The sequence below is a fragment of the Paenibacillus sp. R-74696 genome (genome assembly GCF_055814915.1).
Genome location: NZ_JBPULM010000027.1, coordinates 1 through 20,674, shown reverse-complemented (window position 1 = coordinate 20,674; position 20,674 = coordinate 1). Strand labels below are relative to the sequence as shown.

Below are 20,674 nucleotides of genomic sequence, written 5' to 3'. Positions count from 1 at the left end.
GCTTAGCTTTATTTCATTTAAACCAGCCCTTCTCCTTAAAACGGGTAATCGCCTCAATCCGATTGCTCACGCCCAGCTTATCCAAAATGACGGAAATATAGTTGCGCACGGTGCCATTGGTCAAATAAAGCTGGTCGGCGATCTCCTTCGTATTTTTGCCGTCGGCGATGAGGCCGAGAACTTCCTTCTCCCGTTCGGTGAGCGGGTTTTCCTGCCCGTAGGCGTCGTCCACCAGCTCGGGCGCATAAATGCGGCGGCCGGTCATGACGCTGCGTATGGAGCTGGCCAGCTCCTCGCTTGGGCTGTCTTTGAGCAAATAGCCGCACACGCCGGCCTTGAGCGCACGGTCGAAATAGCCGCTTCTGGCGAAGGTGGTCAAAATGATAACCTTGCAGCCCAACTGGCGAATTTCTTCCGCTGCCTCCAGCCCGTTCTTGACCGGCATCTCAATGTCCATAATGCAAATGTCCGGCTTGTGTAGCTGGACGAGCGTGATCGCTTCTTCGCCATTTCCAGCTTTACCGACCACGGTCATATCATCCTCCAGCTCAAGCAGGGAAGCGAGTGCCCCCAGCAGCATCCGCTGGTCTTCGGCGATTACAATTCTTATCATAGAGAGGACTCCTTTTCCGGCTTCTGGACGACATTTGGCGCTTTAATGACGAGCATCGTGCCGTCGCTGCAAATAATGTCCAGGCTGCCATTAATAAACTCCAGTCTTTCCTTCATTCCCCTAAGGCCATTTCCTCGGTAATAGCTGCGCGACTCCTTGCCGCCCGTAGCAATGCCCGTGCCATTGTCTTGAACGCGGACAATGAGCTCCGTGTGGGTTGGTTCAATCTCGACCAGACATTTGGTAGCGGAGCTGTGCTTGACAATATTCGTCACCGCTTCCTTGAGACACATGCTGACGACATTTTCGGCAAGCAGCGAAGTGTCGGTATGCGACGGGTCGCCTTCAACTACAAGCTGGATATCAGCAGCCTTCAAAATTTGTTTTACCCGAAAAAGCTCATCCTCAAGCCGTGTTCCACGCATTTCCGTAACAAGCTCCCGTACTTCCTTGAGCGCCGTGCGCGCCGTTTGGCGCACATCATCGATTTCCTCCTGCGCCTTGGCGGGATTTTTCTGCATCAGCTTGCCCGCCAGATCGCTTTTCAGACCTATGAGCGACAGCTTCTGCCCGATCGTATCATGCAGGTCGCGGGCGATCCGCTGCCGCTCCTCCAGCTTGACGAGCTCGGAAATCCGCTTGTTGGCATGCTCAAGCTCGCCTTCCAGCTTGTCCCGCTTATTGCGGTTGTACGTATTGACCGGAAGCAAAATGACGCCGATCAAGCTAATGAGCACGAAGGGGAATTGCGCGAGAAAGACCGGATTTTGCACAGCCAGCCCATAGTTGATGCTCAGGAAGGTCGTGACGATATGAATGGAATACAGCGTAAAGAAGCCGATGCGGTTCTGGATATTGCCGATAAAATAAGCGAGAAAGATGGAGAAATACACATAGCCAAACATGAGCGTCATCGCGATGGAAATAATAATTTGGATGCTGGTCCAGAAATAAACCTGCCAGCCCTTGGACATGAAGGAAAGCATATAGCAGATGAAAAATAAAACGATCATCACAATACCGGAAGTCGCTTGGTAGGGCGATGAGTTTCGGAAAATAAAGTAGAAGGGCAGGATGTAAAAAACGACCCATACATAGGGGCTGATTCCCGTATTTTTATGAAAAATATGATGCCATTTTTGCATATGCGTCCCGCCTTTTCAAATCGCTGTTGCAGCATAAGGAGCTGCTTTGAAGCTATTTTAACATAAAAGAGGCTCGCGCATTTGGTTCCGCGCAGCCTCTTTCGTGTGTATATCTTTGTACCTGCTAGCCAACGCGTCTTGTATCCAGCTTGGTGCTTGCCGCACGCGGCTTGCGCAGACGATGCTTCATGCCTTTAAAGCTGACGAACATGTTGTTCTCTTCATCCCATAAGCGGAAACGCAGTGCCGTCAAACTAGTTTTAAGAGTAATCGTCGTTGCCTGCTGAAGCGGAACGGATGAGTTGTGCGCATCCTCTAAATAGTAGTTAGGCACTTTCGGGCTCAGGTGATGCACATGATGGAAGCCGATGTTGCCAGTAATCCATTGTAATGGACGGGGAAGCTTGTAATAAGAGCTGCCTTCAACGGCTGCTTTTACGTAGCTCCACTCATCTTCATTTTCAAAATACGTATCTTCGAACTGATGCTGAACGTAGAACAGCCAAATGCCGAACAGTCCGGATAAAAACATAACGGGCAGCTGTACCATGACGAATGCCTGCCAGCCCAGAAGCCAGCTAAGACCTGCATATAAAGCAACAATCGAAACATTGATCAAATACGTGTTGAGGCGTTCCTGGCGTCTAGCACCTTTACGGTTGAAACGGTATTGAATAAGAAACACAGCAATCGGGCCAAGGCCAAACATAACGACCGGATGGCGGTAAATACGATAGAAAAGGCGGCGCAAAGGCGTTGCTGCAATATATTCATCTACGGTCATAATCCAAATGTCGCCAATACCACGCTTGTCGAGATTGCTGCTCGTTGCATGATGGATGGAGTGGCTGTATTTCCACTGTTGGAAAGGGACGAGGGTAATAATCCCTGTTATCGTGCCGACGATAGCATTTGCCCGTTTGCTCTTGAAGAATGAACCGTGGCAGCAATCATGGCAAATAATAAAGGTCCGAATGACAAAGCCTGCAGTAATTAATGAAAAAACAATCGTGAGCAAATAAGAGATTGGCATGACGGCATACGCCGCGTACCAGAAAAACCCGAGTGGGAGTAAAGTATTGATTAATTGTCGTATGCTGGTTTTCATATTCACTTTTTCGTAAGGGGCAAGACTCTTTTTCAAGCTCGCTTGCTTGGCTTTCTGATCCATAATGAAGCTCCTCCTTCAATAACAAGACGTACATCCTCTGTTAAAGATGCCCGTAACCTGCTAGCTATATTTATATTGTAAAGAAAAATGTCATGCGCCATAAGTCATAAACGTCAGTAAAGCCATATGACATATGTCATATGGGAACGTTTCTAGATGCCCATAAATGCATGTTTTTAACAATATTTTTGCAGGTTCTGGAATATCTAGAGGGCGGTTGGATGGGGGCGAGGCGAATAGGCTATGCCGAATAGCGTTTGTATAAGAAAATTGTAGCGTATGTGCATTGAAGGCAGGGCGGGAGATAGGCTAAACTTGATCTCGTCATTTGATAATGATAATCACTGATTTAAAGGGGAGTCGAACAGGGATGATGCAATGGGGGAAAAAGAGTTTCAAGGGTAAAATGACGGTGCTCACGCTGCTGGCGTTAGCCGTTATCATAGCGCTCGCGGGTTGCGGTTCGCAAGGCGAGACAGCTGTTAATACGGAGGCTAGCGATGCAGCGGCTACTGTAAGCCCGTCTCCTGCTAGAGCGGATGAGTCGGCAGCTGCAGAGCAGGAAGCGGAAACGCGAGTGCTCCAGGACGAATTTGGCGAGGTAACGGTTCCGGCACATCCGAAGCGCGTAGCGGCACTTTATTTGGAGGACTATTTGACGGCGCTTGGTGTAACGCCAGTTGTCCAGTGGTATCACCCGAATTGGGGGACGCAGGAATATTTGAAGCTGGATTTGCCAACGTTTGATATTTCGGGCAATATTGAAGCGCTGCTTGAAATGGAACCTGACTTAATTATATTGGACGGCGGGGCAGACAAAGCCAAATACGATTTATATTCTAAAATAGCCCCTACCTACCGTTTGCCGGAAAATATTTTGCTTGATTCTCAAGCGATTTTGACGACCATTGCGGATGTCCTGAATATGAAGGAACAGGGAGATCGTGTGATTAGTGCTTACGAGCAGAAAATAGCCGATGCCAAGGAGAAGCTCAATACAGCGCTTGGCGATGAATCCGTAGCGGTCATTCGTTTGAATGTGGAAGATAGCACCTTCGCATTGTTCGGCGTGAACAACCGTTTTATTGGCTCCATATATCCCAATCTGGGTCTTACGCCTAATACATGGTCTAAGGATATGGAGGAATTTCAAAAGATTTTAACAGAAGAAAGCTTACCGGATCTGGATGCCGACCACATTATTCTTTTATTGTCCAATGGAACTTGGGATTCACCTGAAAATCAGGAAGCGCTGAAGCTTCTAGACAGCAAGATTTGGCAGGCTATCCCCGCAGTGAAGGCAGGGCATGTACACCGGGTGGAGAGATCCTATTGGCAGTCCGGTGGCATAACAGCAAATGCCATGAAAATCGATGATATTTTGAAAATGTTCGTCAAATAAATAACGCTTGAGTAGCTGCGCTATTCAAGAAATGAAGAGGAAGGTCCATCTGTGCATTGATGGGCTTTCTTTTTTCATTTATACTAGTTGTGAAAATCATTCTCATTTACTTTGGCATGTACAGGCATAACACGTGCTGTTTGCCAAGACATCCTAAGGGGGATATGAATTGAGCGACGAGGAAAATAAGCCGCAGCTGCGCCATGCGATATTCTATAGGCTGACTGCTATACAATATTGGAACGTAGAAAATGGACAGGAGCAGGTGCTGCCCACCGCTGATGACCATATCATCATGATAGTGACGGGCGGAGCTGGAACGCTTTACGTAAATGGAGAGCGGCATGCTCTGGGCCGTGGCGCCTGTTTTATTTTTGGCCCGGGTACGAGGATGGAGTTTGCAGCTGGTGGATTTGAGGGCGGAGCAGAGGGGCTGTCGTTCTACTACCTTGCCTTTGATGGAATTGGAGCGGAGCCCACGGCTGTCCCTTTTCCTTGTCTGGGCGAGGTTTCCTGCAAGCCTTTCTCCTATTGTATGAGCGAGCTGCAGGCGCTCCATGATAAGCGGGAAGTGGAGGATGAGCTGGAGGCTTTCCGTCATGACATCAGATTTCAGCAGCTTCTATTATTCATCATGCAGCAAAATCTGCCTCTGCGCACAGAAAGCGGCGAAAGGCGAGCGATGGAACAGTCCATTGCCCATATTCGGCAAAACTTCCGGGAAGAGCTGACGGTAGACAAGCTTGCCGATCATGCAGGCATGGTGCGCTGGCGCTATTCCCGTCTATTCAAGGAGCTGACGGGCGAAATTCCGCTGCATTATTTGAACGAGGTACGTGTAGAGCAGGCGAAAAAGCTGCTGGCAAGCTCGGATGATCGGCTGTTCCGCATCGCGCAAAGCGTCGGCTATAGCAATGAATATTATTTTAGCCGCCGCTTCAAGCAGTCCGTTGGCCTTACACCGGGCCAATATCGCCGCCATCAGCGGGAAAATATTCGGGTCTTTGCACCTTTTATCGAGGATTATTTGCTGGCGCTTGGCATCAGGCCCATTATGCAATTCAGCCACGATCATTGGGGGCGGCAGGAATATCTTGGCCTTGATGATGTGCCAGAATTTAATGTGGACACCGATAACGAGGCGACCTTATCTGGCTTTGCGCCGGAATTTATTTTGATGGATACGGGCATTGAACGGTGGGGCATGGACAAGCTTGCCAGCCTTGCACCGAGCATCCAGCTTTCCTATAAAGGCGAGGAATGGCGTTCAACGCTGCATAACATTGCGGATTTGCTCGGGAAGGCTGAGGAAGTAAGCCCTGTTATTGCTGATTATGAAAATAAAGCGGCTGCCGCCAAGGCAAAGCTGCTGCGGGCGGTGAAGCGGCAGACGGTCGCTTGTTTGCGTTTGTCGGCCGATAGAGTGCAGTTGTATGGCGGTCCTGACCATGGCTACACCGGCCCGGTGCTTTATCGCGATTTAGGGCTGAGCCCGCATTTACTCGTAGAAAAGCTGGCTAAAGGTCTGCGGTTCGTTGAGCTGTCAATGGAGGAACTGGCGCTGCTTGACGCCGAACATCTGTTTATTACCATTGATGCGATTGCGGGCAGGCAAATCGAGCTGCTGCAATCGCCGCTCTGGCGGTCGCTGCCCGCCGTGCGAAATGGCAGCGTATATGAAGTCGATTTTTTGTCGTGGATGAATTATGGCGTGCTTTCCCATCATAGAAAAATTGACGATGTGCTGCGCGCATTGTGTTAAGCCATCGATGGCTTGCGACTGAAGCGGCAAGGTAGGCAGACAATTTCCAGCTGCGGTGGTAAAATGTTGATAATATGACGCTAAGGAGAGCGGTTTATGGCAGGGGAAACGTATCGTATTCGCGATGCCGTGCAGGAGGATTTGTCCGGCATTGTAGCTATATATAATTCAACGGTTGCATCTCGCCAGGTTACAGCGGATTTGGAGCCGTCAACGGTGGAAGCAAAGCAGGCTTGGTTTGATGAGCATGCGCCGGATACTAGGCCGCTCTGGGTAGTGGAAGAGGATGGAGAGCTGCTGGCATGGTTCAGCTTTCAGTCATTTTATGGACGACCCGCTTATCAGGCAACAGCCGAAATCAGTATCTACATTGCCGAGCAGCACCGTGCAAGCGGTTTGGGAAGCATGCTGCTGAAGCATGCGCTGGAGGCATGTCCGGCCTTGCATATTCGGACGCTGCTCGGCTTTATTTTTGCCCACAATGCTCCTAGCCTGGGCCTGCTTGGCAAGTTCGGCTTTGAGCAATGGGCGTACATGCCGAAAGTGGCGGAACTGGATGGGGTGGAGCGCGATTTGGTTATTATGGGGCTGCGAGTTGGAGAAAGGACGAAAGGGGAAAAATGATGCAGCAAGGAAATTGGAAATATTGGTTTCGCGTATGGATTCATCCTCGTCAGACGGTTAGGCATTTTCTCAAGAATCCGGGACCATTCTGGCCGCTTGTTGTAATTGCTTTATTCAGTGGCATCTTTCAGTTTTTGGATACAGGAGCGGATAATGAGTGGGGTAATCATATTTATTTGGGCTTGCTATTGCTGCTGGCGGTTTTAGTTGGCGCACCGCTTGGAATCGGGGGATTATTTTTATCCGGCGTTTTGTATAAATGGGTGGGCTCGTGGTTCGGTGGCACTGCCACCAGACATCAGATGTACATTGCATTTGCCCGTGGCGTTTTGGCGCCTTCCGTATTAATCGGACTGCTTTGGATTCCGCAGTTTGTGCTATTAGGAAGAAGGAGCTTTACCGATACGCTTGTATATTCGGGTGGACTGGCCTCGGGGCTTGACCTTCCAGGCGGCGTGCTGATGGCTCTTAGCCTGCTGTTCGCGATTATTAAAATTGGCTTGACCATTTGGGTGTTCATTATTATGCTGCATGCGGTCGGTGAGGCCCATCAGTTTTCAGCTTGGCGTTCACTTGGCGTTTCATTAATCATTATGTTCGCCGTATTCGTGCTTGTAATGATTCTTGTATTGCCTTTTTTAGTTATTGGCATAATCGCAAATTAGTGGATGCATTCGGCATCAAAATGTTTTATGCTGAATGAGGATGAATAAAACGGACAAACGGCAGGGGCCGTTAATAGAATGAAGGGAGCTTGACTCATGAGTAAGTTCTGGAGCCCACTTGCGGCATCGTTAGTGCCTTATGTGCCGGGCGAGCAGCCAAAGGACAAGCAATATATTAAGCTCAACACAAATGAAAACCCGTATCCGCCTTCACCGAAGGTGATTGAGGCGATCCAAGCGGCGGCAAATGAGGATTTGCGCTTATACCCTGATCCTACGAGCGGAGCGCTTGTGCAGTCGCTGGCTTCTTATTTTAAGGTTTCCCCAAGCCAGGTTTTTGTGGGCAATGGCTCCGATGAGGTGCTGGCGTTCGCTTTCGCGGCGTTCTTCGATCCTGCAAAGCCGGTGCTGTTTGCCGATATTACATACAGCTTCTACAAAGTGTATGCCGAGTTTTACGGGCTGCAGGCGGATTTAATTCCACTGGATGAGCAGTTCCGTATACCTCTGGAGTCATTTAATACGCGTGAGAATGGCGGCATTGTCATTCCCAATCCGAATGCTCCGACAGCGATGCTTGTTCCGGTTGACGAGTTCCGCTCGATCCTTGAGCATAACCGCGATCAAGTGGTCATCATTGACGAGGCCTATATTGATTTCGGCGGCGAATCGGCCGTTAAGCTAGTTGCCGATTATCCGAATGTGCTCGTTATTCAGACGCTTTCAAAGTCGCGTTCGTTGGCTGGCTTGCGGGTTGGCTGGGCGATTGGCAGCGAGGAGCTTATCGATGGTCTTAACCGTGTGAAAAATTCGTTTAACTCCTATACGATCGATCGTTTAGCACTTGCGGGTGCTGTTGCGGCTATAGAAGATGAGGGATATTTCCAGGAGATTACAGTTAAGGTGAATCAGACTAGAGAACAGACGGCTGTGCGTCTGCGGGAACTCGGCTTTGTCGTGACCGATTCCACAGCCAATTTCCTGTTCATTTCCCACCCTGACCAAGCGGCGGAAACGATTTTTGGCAAGCTGCGCGAGCAGGGCGTACTCGTTCGATATTTCAAGCAGCCTCGCATAGATCAGTATTTGCGGGTAAGTATTGGTACGGATGAGGAAATGGACGTCTTTCTTAACGTAATCGCTGACATTGTAAAGCCGTAATGAGCGAGGAAAATCGTTCGCCGTTCGGTTTTGCTATGCGGAGGGTTATGCTGCTTAGCTTAATTTTCTCGTTAATCGGCAATACTTTGTATTATGCGACGGCTTACAGCGTGACGATTTTGAATGGTGTATTCACTTTGCTGGTCCTGCTTGGCGTGCTTTATACGATAGCCATCGTTCGAAGCTTTAGCGGACACTATTGGTATTTCCCGCTATTTATTCCGGTGCTTTGGGTACCCATTACGGTCATTTTATCGTATGGGCTTGGGCTGTTGCTCCCTTTATCTGATGAAGTGACATCCAGAGGTTTGCTCGTTGTTTATATTCACGGGCTGAATTTATGCACGGTAGCGGCATCGGCTTTTATGGGAATGTTTGTTAAAGGCTTGCTTTACATTTTGGGTCGAATGAACAAGGAATAAAAGGCATATAAGCCTATTTCCTTTTTATTAAATTTTCGTGCTATAATGGTGACAAGTGACTGGTTCGGATCTTTTTAGTTTGATGTATATTAATCGTCGTCAGTCTTATAAAATAGGAGGATTATTTTGAATAACAGAACAGAAAACAAACTATCCATTTTTGCCTTGGGCGGCGTAGGTGAAATTGGGAAAAATATGTACGCAGTACAATACGCTAACGATATTATTGTCATTGATTGCGGTTCCAAGTTTCCCGATGAAGAGCTGCTGGGCATCGATATTATCGTGCCGGACATTTCTTATCTAATCGAGAACAAGGACAAGGTCAGAGCGCTGCTAATTACGCACGGCCATGAAGACCACATCGGTGGATTACCTTATATTTTGAAGCAGCTTAGCCTGCCTGTCTACGCAAGTCGTCTGACAATGGGACTGATCGAAGGTAAGCTGAAGGAAGCCGGCCTGCTGGGCGCAACGGAAAGACATTTGATTCATGCAGAATCCGAGCTGAAATTCGGGACGCTAACTGCAAGCTTTTTCCGTACGAACCACAGTATTCCGGATTCCCTCGGTGTTGTACTGGATACGCCTGAAGGTGTCGTTGTACACACAGGCGACTTCAAGTTTGATCAGACGCCGGTTAATGATCACCATGCTGATCTTCACCGCATGGCTGATATTGGCCGCAAAGGCGTACTGGCGCTTCTATCGGAGAGCACAAATGCAGAGCGTCCGGGCTTCACGCCTTCGGAAAGAAACGTCGGAGCGAACTTCATAGACGCTTTCCGCAAAGCAGAGCGCCGTGTTATCGTATCGACGTTCGCATCGAACGTATACCGCTTGCAGCAAGTTATTGACGCGGGTGTCGCAACGAACCGCAAGCTGGCGATTATTGGCCGCAGTATGGTCAATATGATTACGATTGCTTCAGAGCTAGGCTATTTGAATATTCCTGACGGTATGCTTATTGAAACGAATGAAGTGAACCGTTATGCTGACAATCAGGTCGTCATTTTGTGCACGGGCAGCCAAGGCGAGCCAATGTCGGCGCTTACGCGTATGGCACGTTCCAATCACCGCCAGATTGAAATTCTGGAAGGAGATACGGTCATTATTTCCGCTACGCCGATTCCAGGCAACGAGCGGAGCATTGGCCGTACTGTAGACGAGCTGTTCCGCCTTGGCGCGAACGTTATCTACGGTCAGGGCGCTGCTACAGGCATGCACGTATCCGGCCATGCCAGCCAAGAAGAGCTGAAGCTGATGCTTCATCTGATGGCTCCAAAATATTTCATTCCGATTCACGGCGAATACCGGATGCAGCTTCATCACAAGAAGCTTGCTGAAGCAGTAGGCGTCGCGAAGGAAAATATTTTCCTTGTCGATAACGGCGAGGTGGTCGAAATTGCAAATGGCCAAGCACGCAAAGCGGGCAAAGTTTCGTCCGGCAATACGTATATCGATGGCCTGGGCATTGGCGATGTCGGCAATATTGTTTTGCGCGATCGCAAGCATTTGTCGCAGGACGGCATTCTCGTTGTCGTAGTAACAATCAGCAAGCAGGATAAAACAATCAAGTCAGGTCCGGATATTATTTCGCGCGGTTTCGTCTATGTACGTGAATCGGAAGGTCTGCTCGACGAAGCAGGCCGCATTGTATCCCGCACCATTACTAAATCAATTAGCGACAACGTCAATCAATGGACGACGCTAAAATCTAATGTAAAAGACGCGCTCGGACGATTCTTATATGAGCAAACGAAAAGAAAGCCGATGATTCTTCCGATCATCATGGAAGTTTAATCGGCGCCTAACCAGTCCACTTCACTTTGCTTAGTGAGCCGATCATTGAATAGATTTATGAACAAGAAGACCGCATAACCGACCTGTTTCGACAGGTGGCTATGCGGTCTTCTGCTTTTCAATAACCTAGTTATTTAATAACGTTCTAATACAAGCTGTGTTTTCAGCCCGTCTGCTGGCACAAGCCAGCCCAGGCTGTTCAAGCTGTTGATTAGCGCGGTGCGGTTCGTATTAGCTACGCTATATTCATCCGTTTTGAAGGATATTTCCACGATTGGCTCTACGCCTGTACCCGCAGCATTGCGAATGGGCCAAATTTCAACGTCCACCTCAAGGCCATTCCACGTTCCTGTGTGCTTAGTTGTGAGAACAGGGCCGTAAGCGCGCGAGTTTTGCAGCTGCGTCTTGCCCCAATTGCTTGTTCCCCAGTTTTTCAGCTTGCCTGGCAGCTCGTCGAGCAGCATTTGTCGAGCTGCGGATTCGGATGGAAGTCCGAGTGCGCCATTCAAGGATTTAGTCACCTTTTTATCCACTGACATGCTTAGCGTCTGCTTGCTGTAGCCCCAATCGATCTCCGCCTTGTAATTGTCATCGGTGATGTCGAAGCCTTCTGTGTTGGCGAGCGTCAGCGCTGCATCGATGTTGCCGTTTTGCACGGGATAGCGTTTTTTGTACGTGAGCTCGTAGTTGTTTTTATCCTCTTTTTTGCGAAAACGCGCATTCCAGCCTGCATCATCCAGAGCATGACTATTGGTATCGAAATATTCCACATTGGTTTGTCTCGAAGTGGTCAGATTGAACTGGGAGCTTACCGCGGAGGTTAGCGTTAAATTACTGTTCAACACTTGCGTGGAATCCAGCAGCAGCTTGACCTCGTAGGATGGGACCATATTTGCTTCCTGTTTTTTTGCCTGTACAGTCTCGGGCGCTTGGAACGCCGACAGCAGCAGCGTTGCGCTCAATACCATCGTGCCTGCTTTCGTTAACCAATGTTTCATTATCTCAGCTCCTCTTCATAATGGAAGTACAAGCTCTACTTTAGGGAGCTATTGTTCGTGAGGAATCAATAACGGAAACGACTTATGTTAATTTTTCCAATAATTAATGGATGGGGACGGAGAATTTTTAAAGCTTCTATGGAGGGTATCAATGAATTGTTCGGTCAGCCGGGAGTCATAACGGTCCTTGTTATAACAGCAATAAATCGAGCGCTGAAAGCGGGTATTAGGAATTTTGCGCATAAGCAGCTGCCCTTTCCGAACCTCCTCCTGCACGGAAAGCTCTGAAATAAAAGCAATGTGCCCGCCCTGCTGCACCGTCTGCTTGATGGCTTCGATCGAATCGAGCTCAATGGGCCCGATGAGGTCAATGCGGTGATTGTTCAGCCATCTCGTTGTCATTTCCCGTGTGCTGGACTGCTCGCCGTGCAGCACAAAATTTGCGGTTGAAATAAGCCCCGGATTAAGCGTTTCATAAGCAGCCAGATGATGAGTAGGGGCAAAAATAACGACCAGCTCATCTTCGCAAATGCTATGCGTGGACAAGGAGGGCTGCTCGAACGGCTCGGAGGAGATGAGGCCGAGATGAATGTCATGGTTCCACAGCTTTTCCTTAATAATAGGGGCGGGCTTCACCAGCACTGAAATCTCAATGCCCGGGTGATGTTTGGAAAAATCGCTCAGCACCTCCGGCAGCACATAGGTGGCCGGGACGTAGCTCGCTCCAATGGTCAGCTTCCCGCGAGCAAGGCTGCCGTATTCCATAACGACGCGCTCGGCCTCCTGCGCCAGCTTGTTGATGCGTACTGCATAATGAAGCAGCGCTTTGCCAGGCGCAGTCAGCAGCATTTTATCCGCCCGCGTCTCGAACAGCTTGACGCCCATTTCCTGCTCCAGGCTTTTCATATGATAGGTAATGGTCGGCTGCTTGAGATCTAGCTCGTGGGCAACGGGAGTAATTTTCTTATGCTTGTCGAGCAGCTCAATAATTTTCAGCTTCAATAAATTCACAGGCGGTTGCCTCCTACTATTAGCGGATATGTATAAAAGTAGCATAGAAAAATTCGATGAATGTTAAAACAAATCCACTAAAAAGTTAATCTTTCATTTACACAGCTCAAATAAACAACGAATAGTCGGGGGCTATACTGAGGTCAAGCTTAAAGCCTAGCGGACAAGGAAGCCTCGGCTGCCTGCTCCGCCAGTCATTTAATAGACAGGCAGGTTAATGCATATGGGACATATCGTAATGAATCATTTGGAAAAGTCTTTCGGCGCTGTTCAGGCGCTGCGGCCTTCCAGCTTATCGATTGCCAAAGGCAGCTTTACAACGCTGCTCGGCCCCTCAGGCTGCGGCAAAACGACGCTGCTGCGAATGCTCGCAGGACTTGAGACGCCGGATGGCGGCGAGATTCATGTGAATGGAGAGTGCTACTATTCCAAAGTGAAGCGGATCAATAAGCCAGCTCATCAAAGGCAATTCGGAATGGTGTTTCAAGATTTTGCGCTTTGGCCGCATATGACGGTGTTTGAAAATGTCGCCTTCGGCCTGCGCGCTGCCGGCATGAAGGCTGGTCTTCAGGAAGCGGTGCTAGGTGCGCTCCAGACCGTCCGTCTTGGGGGTATGGAGAAGCGTTATCCCCATCAATTGTCCGGCGGACAGCAGCAGCGCGTCGCATTTGCGAGAGCGATCGTCATGAAGCCGCAGCTCGTGCTGTTCGACGAGCCGCTCAGCGCACTGGATGCACTGCTGCGCGATGAAATGCGGGCAGAGCTGCTCCATCTGGTGAAGGAAGCGGGTGTGACGGCGCTTTACGTCACCCATGACCAGACGGAGGCGATGAGCATGTCGGATGAGGTTGTTGTGCTGCAAGGCGGCGAGATTTTGCAGCAAGGGACGCCGGAGCAAATTTACAGCGCCCCAGAGCATCCCTTCGTCGCCCGCTTTATCGGCAAGTCCAATTGGCTGATGAAGGACAAGTGGATGCTGCGGCCGGAGCATGTGCGCTTTCGCGAGGCGCATGCTGAGGATCATCGCTTCGAGGCGGAGGTGCGGCATGCCAGCTACATGGGCGACCGCTATGAGGTAGAGCTTGAGATGCAGGAGAATCTGGGCACTTGGACGGCCTACTCGCCGTCAAGGCTGCTCGTTGGCGATAAGGTGCAAGTTTACGCCTCGCCGGAGCATGTGCACGAAGTGGTGTCATAAACGAGTGGGATATATGTTTTACAAATAAAAATGAGAACAATCGGGAGGCCCTACCAATGAAATTAGCTAAAAAAGGCATGATGCTTGCTTTAACCGCATTTATGGGAGTCAGCTTGGCAGGCTGCGGAACAGCAGCAAGCAATGGACAAGCAAGCAGTGAAGCGTCTGCGTCACCTTCGGCACCAGCCGCTTCTACAGCAGCAGAGCAGCCGCAGCAAACAGAGGTTAAACTGAGCGGCAGCGTAGTCGTTTACAGCGCAGGGCCAGAAGGGCTTGCGAACAAAATAAAGGAAGGCTTTGAAGCGAAGACTGGCGTGAAGGTCGAGATGTTTCAAGGCACAACGGGCAAAATTCTTGCCCGCATGGAAGCGGAGAAATCCAATCCAGCGGTTGATGTGCTTGTGCTTGCTTCACTTCCGGCGATGCAGGTATTGAAAGAGGAAGGCATTTTGATGAGCTATCCGGATGCGGCTAATGCGGACAAGCTGATTGCCGACTGGTCGGATAAAGACGGGCAATATTTCAGCTACAGCGCCTCTGCGCTTGGCATTGTGTACAATACGAAGCTCGTACAGACGCCCCCTGCTTCATGGGCGGATCTGGCTAAGCCGGAGTGGAAGGACAAGGTCAACATTCCCGATCCATCGTTGTCTGGCTCGGCACTTGATTTTATTTCCGGCTATTTGAGCGCATCGGGCGATAGCGGCTGGTCGCTATTCGACAGCTACAAGCAAAACGGCGTAGCGATGGCAGGTGCGAATCAAGAGGCGCTTGATCCGGTTATTACAGGAGCGAAATCTGTTGTAGCCGCCGGCGTTGATTACATGGCTTACAAAGCGAAAGCGGCTGGCGAGCCGGTTGATATTGTTTATCCAAAAGAGGGCAGCGTTATTAGCCCGCGTCCGGCTGCCATTGTCGGCACGACCAAAAATGCTGACAATGCCAAAGCTTTTATCGATTATCTGCTTTCCGATGATGCTCAGAAAATGGTTACTGGCGCATATTTGCTCCCAGGCCGCTCGGATGTGGAAGCGAAGGACCGTGCAAGTGTGGACGAAATTCCTACCTTTAACGTGAACTGGCAGTGGATGAACGAAAATAGCGACAGCGTGACGACGAAGTTTACCCAATTGTTTAAATAAAGCGAACACCAGCCGCCTGATATCTGCTGCCCTAAGGCATCAGGTATCAGGCGGTGCTGGCAATAGACAGGTAATAGATAGGTGGTCTGACGATGCAATCCTCTTTGTTCAAAAACTATGTTTGGCTCGGCATGGGACTGGCGCTGGCGCTTCTCGGGATGCTGGTGCTCGCGCCGCTGCTGATCGTATTCGGCACGAGCTTATATACCGACCAGAAGCTGGATTTGCTGGCACCGCTGCAAATCATTAGGCAGAGCGAGCTAAGCGAGGTGCTGTTTAACTCGATTTGGCTGGGATTATGCGTCATCGCGGCGACGACGGTGCTTGCTTTCCCGCTGGCTTGGGTTATGGCGAAGACGCCGCTGCGCCGCCATAAGTGGCTGGATATCGTGCTGCTCATCCCCTTCATGACGCCGCCTTACATCGGGTCGATGGGTTGGATGCTGTTCATGCAGACGAATGGCTACATGGAGCAATTCATTCCGGCATCCTCGGCCATCACCCCCGCCTTCTTCAGCTTTGGCGGCATGGTGGCGATTATGAGCCTGCATTTATTTCCGTTTCTGTATTTGCTGCTGCGCAATGCGCTGCTGCAAATCGGCGGAAGCATGGAGGAAGCGGCAGCGGTACATGGCGGCGGCTTCCTGTACCGCTTGCGGCGCATCGTGCTGCCGCTGCTCTTGTCCAGCTACGTCATGGGCAGCCTGCTCATTTTTGTAAAAACGATTGCCGAGTTCGGCACGCCCGCGACCTTTGGGCGCAAAATCGGCTTTTACGTCATGACCTCGGAAATCCATAAATATATTTCCAGCTGGCCGATTGATTTTGGCAAGGCGACTTCCCTTGCTTCGGTGCTGCTCGCGGCTTGCCTTGTGATGTGGTACATCCAAAGCACGATTAGCAGCCGCTATTCCTATCGTTTAGTCGGCGGCAAGGGCGCCATCAAGCAGGCAGCGACGATGAGCCGCTGGGGCCGGATATTGTGCTGGCTGTACATTGCGGTACTGCTCATTGCCTCCATCGGCATTCCTTATTTTTCGATTATTACGGCATCCCTCTTGAAGCTGCGCGGCGTCGGCCTAGCATGGGACAATTTGACGCTTCAGCATTATGTGGAGCTGCTTACGCCGGGTTCTTCCAGTCTGGATGCGCTATTGAACAGCTTCGGCCTGTCGATTGTCGCTTCCACGATTGCCGTCGTGCTTGGTACATGGTTCGCCCTAACGGTGCAGCGTTCGCGTACGCCTGGACAGAAGCTGGTTGATCTGTTCAGCTTACTGCCGAATACAGTGCCGGGCATCGTTATCGTCGTAGGCTTGATTTTGTTATGGAATGCGAAGTGGATGCCGATTCCGCTTTACAATACATACGGCATGGTGGTGCTAACGTATGTCATCTTGTTCTTGCCTTACACTGTGCAGTATGTGAAAGCGAGCTACGGGCAAATCGACCCGATGCTGCTGCAGGCGGGCCAAGTGTTTGGAGGGCGCAAGCTATATGTGCTGCGGCGGATTCTGCTGCCGCTGCTGCTGCCCGGCATGCTGGCGGGCTGGATGATGACGTTCACAATATCCAATCGGGAGCTGGTGGCGTCGCTGCTCGTCCTGCCGCCGTCGATGAAAACGTCGGCGACCTATATTTTTGCCCAGTTTGAGCAGGGAGAGGTGTCGATGGGGATGGCAATGGCCGTCATAACGGTCGGCGTCACAACCATACTGCTGCTGGCGATGAATGTTTTTAGCTCACAACAGAAAGTGGAATAGCTGATGATGCAACTGACCATATGGGGTGGAGCGGGCGAACATGGACGCTCCAGCTATTTGCTGCAATATAAAGACGAAGCGGTGTTGCTGGACTGCGGCGGGAAAAAAGAAGGCGGCGGACAATATCCGCTCATTAGCCCGGAAGTGATTCCGCAGCTGAAAGCGGTATTCTTATCGCATGCGCATGAGGATCATTCCATGGCGCTGCCGCTGCTGTATAAGCATGGTTATGAAGGTGAAGTATGGACGAGCCGCGTGACGGCGCAGCAGCTTCCGGGTTATTTTCAGGCGTGGAATCGTTATGCCCGCTCACAGGCTGCCGAGCTCCCTTATGGGGATGAGCATATTGCGGCTATCCGCTATGCCTATTTGGAGGAGCGATCCACCGCTGATGAATGGAGCAGCGTGTTCCCTGGCCTGCGCCTAAAATGGGGGCGCAGCGGGCATTTGCCAGGCGCGGTATGGCTGGCGCTTGATTGGCATGGCAAGCTGGTGTATTTCTCAGGCGATTATACTGCCGAATCGGGCTTGCTTGCGGCAGATGAGCCGCGACTCGGAGCGATTGGCGGGGGCAGAGAAGGGGCGGATGCCGCCCACCGTCCGATTTCAGAGACAAGATGTATCGTGGATCTTGCGATCATCGACGCAGCTTACGGGGCGAATCCGGATTCGCAGGCGGTTCGGCTGGCGGAGCTGGAACGGGCGACCGAGGAGGTGCTGCGGGCACAGGGCTCAGTGCTTTATCCGGTGCCGACGAGCGGAAGAGGGCAGGAGCTATTGGTGTGGGCGAGCGAGTGCTTCCCAGAGGTGCAGCTTATCGTAGAGCGGGCGCTGATGGAGCCGCTCCAACAGCTGGCTGCACTGCCGGAATGGCTGGGCGGCGGAGCGCTGGCTCGTATGGAGGTGCTGCTGGCGAGTGGCAGGCTTGCGATTGTCGCAAGCGAAGAGGAGCGCTTAAGGGCGCTTGCCTGCAAGGGCAGTGCCCTGATTTTTACGAATGATGGCATGATGCAGTCAGAAGTTGCGCGGTGGTACTACCAGCAGCTTGCGGGTGCCGCCCACCATGCCGTATTGCTGACCGGACATCTCGCTGCAGGCTCTTATGGCGAGGTGGCACTACGGAGCAGCGAGGACAGTGGCGGCAGTGGGAGTGGCCCGTCGCGCTACCGGCTATCCGTGCAGCATATCCGCTATAAGGTGCATCAGGGCCTGCCGGATGTCCGCCAGATGCTGAAGCGGGTGCCCAGCCGCACCACTGTGCTAGCGCATGCGGTTAAGCCAAGAACCGACGGGCTGCTTGCGGTGTTGAAGGAAGAGGGCTATGAGGGCGTTTATTCGCTGAGTCCGGGGGATCGGTTGATTTTTTAAATGGTGGGTAGTTCAAGGTCTGGAATCTCTTAATTCCTAATATTGAATAGGACACAGTCACAGGGTGAAGTTCTATATTTGAGAGGTCAAAAACGACAAGGCATCCCCAAATCAGTATTGCTTGCAATACTGATTTGGGGATGCCTTGTATTTATTTATGAAATGGATCGCTTGAGATACAGTTAAGCTTCACTTACTGATGCTCTTGATGCTTAAAGTTTTGTTCGTCAGTATTGTTAGTACTTTTGAGATTAGAAGGTGTCCCATACTGAATTATTTTCCCATCCTTATTTCTATAATAATAGATAATGTCCGGTTCATCAGAAAAAATTACTTTAGCTGAAAAGACAGGAGCCTTTGCTATTGAGGTATCTATGCTAAGTATTTCACTTTCTTGATAGTTTTTTTGTTTAAGATATTTTGCGACATTTTCTTTGAGTTGGGATTCTTTTATAGAAAAAAAAGTATAGAGTGCAATTAGTGAAAAAACAAGTATAGCGACGAGAGAAATCAGCCTCTTTTTATTCATTTGATCAAACAACCTTTCTTTGATATAATTATACAAAATAAGGATATGGAGGTTATGATATGAAAAAAATTGTTCCAGCATTAATATTATTGATAGCTTCTATTCTATCACTATCAGTACCAAAAGCGGAAGCTGCTGTCTATCCTAATAGCCAAATTTTAGTTTCACCCGGGGATGTTATTTATAGCTCAAAAGGTTGGCAAACCTTCTTTGTAGGCCATGTAGCAATTGTAGGAGATGATGGTAAGATGTATCACTCCACTCCAGCTGTTGCATCAGGCGGAGTAGGAGAGTCTCTAACTGCCTATCTGTCCAGATTTGATTCGGGAACTACTTTAGATGTGTATGTATATAAAGGCAGTTCAGCTGGTCCTTATTTAGAACGAGGTAAAGCGGGTAAATGGGCAAGTGAGAATGTATCTAAAATCACAGAATATAGCTTTACATCAAATTTGAAAATGAGCAATATATCTTCAAATTATTGCACAAAGTTTATATGGCAATCCTTTTATTATGGAGCAGATACAAATATTGATAGACCTTATTTAGGCAATTATAAAACGGGAACATCAACAAGTATATGGACTCCTTTAGATTTTCAGGCTTCTTTCGTAATGAATAAGGTAGGTAGTTTCAAAGTCTCATAAATAAACTCATAACAAAGCACTACCCTAAATTAACTGATTAATATAAAAATTCAGAATAAAAACTGGCGTCTGTACTCTACAGGCGTCGTTTTTTGTTTTCGTATGTGGTCGTTTATGTTGTACAAGTTCAAGAAATGAGCATTTACAAAATGCTGAATAAGCAAGGTGGAGCTTTGAAGTAGGGACTCTTAGGACTGGGGTAGAATAAATTAGGATAGCTCTGCAATTTATTAAGGGTGTTATTCTGAGCCAGGCTGCAAGCTTTTTTTGCATTCATCCCACAATATTATTTACAAGTTAGATACAAGCTGGACGTAGTCTTGAGATATCCGCTTTATATACTGTATTCATCAGGGAGGACGCAGCAGCGGCAAACGAGGAGGGACAGCAGTAGCGTCCAGCTAGAGCGTCCAATAATTGAAATTATAAAAATAGAGATAAAACAAAAAATCGGAGCATTCAAAAGGAGATCATAAAAATGAAAAACAACATGAAAAAAGGTATCGTATCGATGGTAGTTGTTGGAATGACATTGACGGGCGCAGCAGGCGTATATGCTGGAGCTAGCCTCCAAAAAATTTCAGCCTATTTGAATGGCAATATTAGTGTCAAAGTCGACGGAGCTGCTTATACCCTTAAAGATGAGAACGGCCACAAGCTTTCGCCAATTATGTATCAGGATAAAATGTATCTGCCTGTCCGCTCGCTTGCCGGAGCGCTCCATACACCGATTCAATATGATTCGAAAAACAATCAGGTGCTGATTGGCAAAGGGCAGCAAGCATCCGAGCAGTATGTGGAGGTTAAATACAGCGATGCGCAAATAAAAGCGATCAAGAAGGAATTCGCTGCATTTGATGGCTTCGAAACGGCATATGCACCTAAGCAGATGGCAGCCGGAGATGCTTTTGTCAAATCGTTTGCTGGCGGCGACGGGGTTAGTGTGATTTTCAACCATATGAACGTCAATGTATCTCCAAGAGACTACTCGGACGGTTATGAAAGCAAGGAGGTCGTGCTGTCGAACGGGGTAAAAGCAAAATGGTATACGCCGAGCGATCTGCCAATGCTTAGCTTCCAGCTCGATGACCGTACGATCACCATCAGCTCCCCTGACCAAGTGCTGACTCAGGCGCAAATGGAGAAAATCGCAGTGAGCGTAGCAAAACTATAAGATTGACGAGGGAAACAAACGCCTCGCTATATGAATATTGGAATATAGGAATAAAGAAATCCTCCCTGCTGCTTCC

Annotated in this window: 19 protein-coding genes; 13 read left to right on the top strand and 6 right to left on the bottom strand. The window is 49.5% G+C overall.

The window, feature by feature from the left end:
• Nucleotides 1-13: 13 nt before the first annotated feature.
• The 3 genes from ACSR9A_RS10485 to desA all read right to left on the bottom strand — a co-directional run bounded on the left by ACSR9A_RS10485 (nucleotide 14) and on the right by desA (nucleotide 2,929).
• A complete protein-coding gene (locus tag ACSR9A_RS10485) occupies nucleotides 14-613 on the bottom strand; it encodes a response regulator (RefSeq protein WP_473757125.1) in 600 nt (199 codons plus the stop codon).
• On the bottom strand, nucleotides 610-1,758 hold the full coding sequence (locus ACSR9A_RS10480; RefSeq protein ID WP_473757123.1) for a histidine kinase: 1,149 nt from the start codon (nucleotides 1,756-1,758) through the stop codon (nucleotides 610-612). The genes ACSR9A_RS10485 and ACSR9A_RS10480 overlap by 4 nt, the downstream gene beginning before the upstream one ends.
• 124 nt (nucleotides 1,759-1,882) lie before the next feature.
• Nucleotides 1,883-2,929, bottom strand: a complete 1,047-nt coding sequence (gene desA / locus ACSR9A_RS10475) for a Delta(5) desaturase DesA (protein WP_473757121.1) — start codon at nucleotides 2,927-2,929, stop codon at nucleotides 1,883-1,885.
• A gap of 370 nt (nucleotides 2,930-3,299) precedes the next feature.
• Between desA and ACSR9A_RS10470 the strand changes: the two genes are divergently transcribed.
• From ACSR9A_RS10470 to ACSR9A_RS10440, 7 genes are all read left to right on the top strand, one after another.
• On the top strand, nucleotides 3,300-4,331 hold the full coding sequence (locus tag ACSR9A_RS10470) for an ABC transporter substrate-binding protein (RefSeq protein WP_473757119.1): 1,032 nt from the start codon (nucleotides 3,300-3,302) through the stop codon (nucleotides 4,329-4,331).
• Between the two features lie 169 nt (nucleotides 4,332-4,500).
• Nucleotides 4,501-6,093, top strand: a complete 1,593-nt coding sequence (locus ACSR9A_RS10465) for a helix-turn-helix domain-containing protein (RefSeq protein WP_473757117.1) — start codon at nucleotides 4,501-4,503, stop codon at nucleotides 6,091-6,093.
• Between the two features lie 96 nt (nucleotides 6,094-6,189).
• Entirely contained in the window at nucleotides 6,190-6,717 is a 528-nt protein-coding gene (locus tag ACSR9A_RS10460; protein WP_473757115.1) for a GNAT family N-acetyltransferase, read from the top strand.
• Nucleotides 6,714-7,382, top strand: coding sequence for a YIP1 family protein (locus ACSR9A_RS10455; protein WP_473757113.1), 669 nt, complete (start codon nucleotides 6,714-6,716; stop codon nucleotides 7,380-7,382). The genes ACSR9A_RS10460 and ACSR9A_RS10455 overlap by 4 nt, the downstream gene beginning before the upstream one ends.
• A gap of 96 nt (nucleotides 7,383-7,478) precedes the next feature.
• Nucleotides 7,479-8,543, top strand: coding sequence for a histidinol-phosphate transaminase (gene hisC, locus ACSR9A_RS10450; RefSeq protein WP_473757111.1), 1,065 nt, complete (start codon nucleotides 7,479-7,481; stop codon nucleotides 8,541-8,543).
• Between the two features lie 47 nt (nucleotides 8,544-8,590).
• On the top strand, nucleotides 8,591-8,965 hold the full coding sequence (locus tag ACSR9A_RS10445; protein WP_473757109.1) for a hypothetical protein: 375 nt from the start codon (nucleotides 8,591-8,593) through the stop codon (nucleotides 8,963-8,965).
• Nucleotides 8,966-9,091: 126 nt separating this feature from the next.
• A complete protein-coding gene (locus ACSR9A_RS10440) occupies nucleotides 9,092-10,768 on the top strand; it encodes a ribonuclease J (RefSeq protein ID WP_341279960.1) in 1,677 nt (558 codons plus the stop codon).
• A gap of 134 nt (nucleotides 10,769-10,902) precedes the next feature.
• Here the strand turns inward: ACSR9A_RS10440 and ACSR9A_RS10435 are convergent, their stop codons facing one another.
• On the bottom strand, nucleotides 10,903-11,766 hold the full coding sequence (locus tag ACSR9A_RS10435; protein WP_473757107.1) for a hypothetical protein: 864 nt from the start codon (nucleotides 11,764-11,766) through the stop codon (nucleotides 10,903-10,905).
• Between the two features lie 87 nt (nucleotides 11,767-11,853).
• On the bottom strand, nucleotides 11,854-12,777 hold the full coding sequence (locus ACSR9A_RS10430) for a LysR substrate-binding domain-containing protein (RefSeq protein WP_473757105.1): 924 nt from the start codon (nucleotides 12,775-12,777) through the stop codon (nucleotides 11,854-11,856).
• 223 nt (nucleotides 12,778-13,000) lie between these two features.
• Between ACSR9A_RS10430 and ACSR9A_RS10425 the strand changes: the two genes are divergently transcribed.
• From ACSR9A_RS10425 to ACSR9A_RS10410, 4 genes are all read left to right on the top strand, one after another.
• Nucleotides 13,001-13,975: an ABC transporter ATP-binding protein gene (locus tag ACSR9A_RS10425; RefSeq protein ID WP_473757103.1), complete on the top strand. Its 975-nt coding sequence runs from the start codon at nucleotides 13,001-13,003 to the stop codon at nucleotides 13,973-13,975.
• A gap of 56 nt (nucleotides 13,976-14,031) precedes the next feature.
• Nucleotides 14,032-15,117 (top strand): ABC transporter substrate-binding protein, encoded by a 1,086-nt coding sequence (locus ACSR9A_RS10420; RefSeq protein ID WP_473757101.1) that lies wholly within the window; start codon nucleotides 14,032-14,034, stop codon nucleotides 15,115-15,117.
• A 92-nt stretch (nucleotides 15,118-15,209) separates the two neighbouring features.
• Nucleotides 15,210-16,880 (top strand): ABC transporter permease, encoded by a 1,671-nt coding sequence (locus ACSR9A_RS10415; protein ID WP_473757099.1) that lies wholly within the window; start codon nucleotides 15,210-15,212, stop codon nucleotides 16,878-16,880.
• A 3-nt stretch (nucleotides 16,881-16,883) separates the two neighbouring features.
• Nucleotides 16,884-18,248 (top strand): MBL fold metallo-hydrolase, encoded by a 1,365-nt coding sequence (locus tag ACSR9A_RS10410; protein WP_473757097.1) that lies wholly within the window; start codon nucleotides 16,884-16,886, stop codon nucleotides 18,246-18,248.
• A 193-nt stretch (nucleotides 18,249-18,441) separates the two neighbouring features.
• Here ACSR9A_RS10410 and ACSR9A_RS10405 read toward each other — a convergent pair whose 3' ends face one another.
• Nucleotides 18,442-18,777: a DUF3139 domain-containing protein gene (locus ACSR9A_RS10405; protein WP_473757095.1), complete on the bottom strand. Its 336-nt coding sequence runs from the start codon at nucleotides 18,775-18,777 to the stop codon at nucleotides 18,442-18,444.
• Nucleotides 18,778-18,836: 59 nt separating this feature from the next.
• Here ACSR9A_RS10405 and ACSR9A_RS10400 point away from each other — a divergent pair, with 59 nt between their 5' ends.
• Entirely contained in the window at nucleotides 18,837-19,424 is a 588-nt protein-coding gene (locus ACSR9A_RS10400) for a hypothetical protein (RefSeq protein ID WP_473757093.1), read from the top strand.
• A gap of 478 nt (nucleotides 19,425-19,902) precedes the next feature.
• Nucleotides 19,903-20,598, top strand: a complete 696-nt coding sequence (locus tag ACSR9A_RS10395) for a stalk domain-containing protein (protein WP_473757091.1) — start codon at nucleotides 19,903-19,905, stop codon at nucleotides 20,596-20,598.
• Nucleotides 20,599-20,674: the final 76 nt, after the last annotated feature.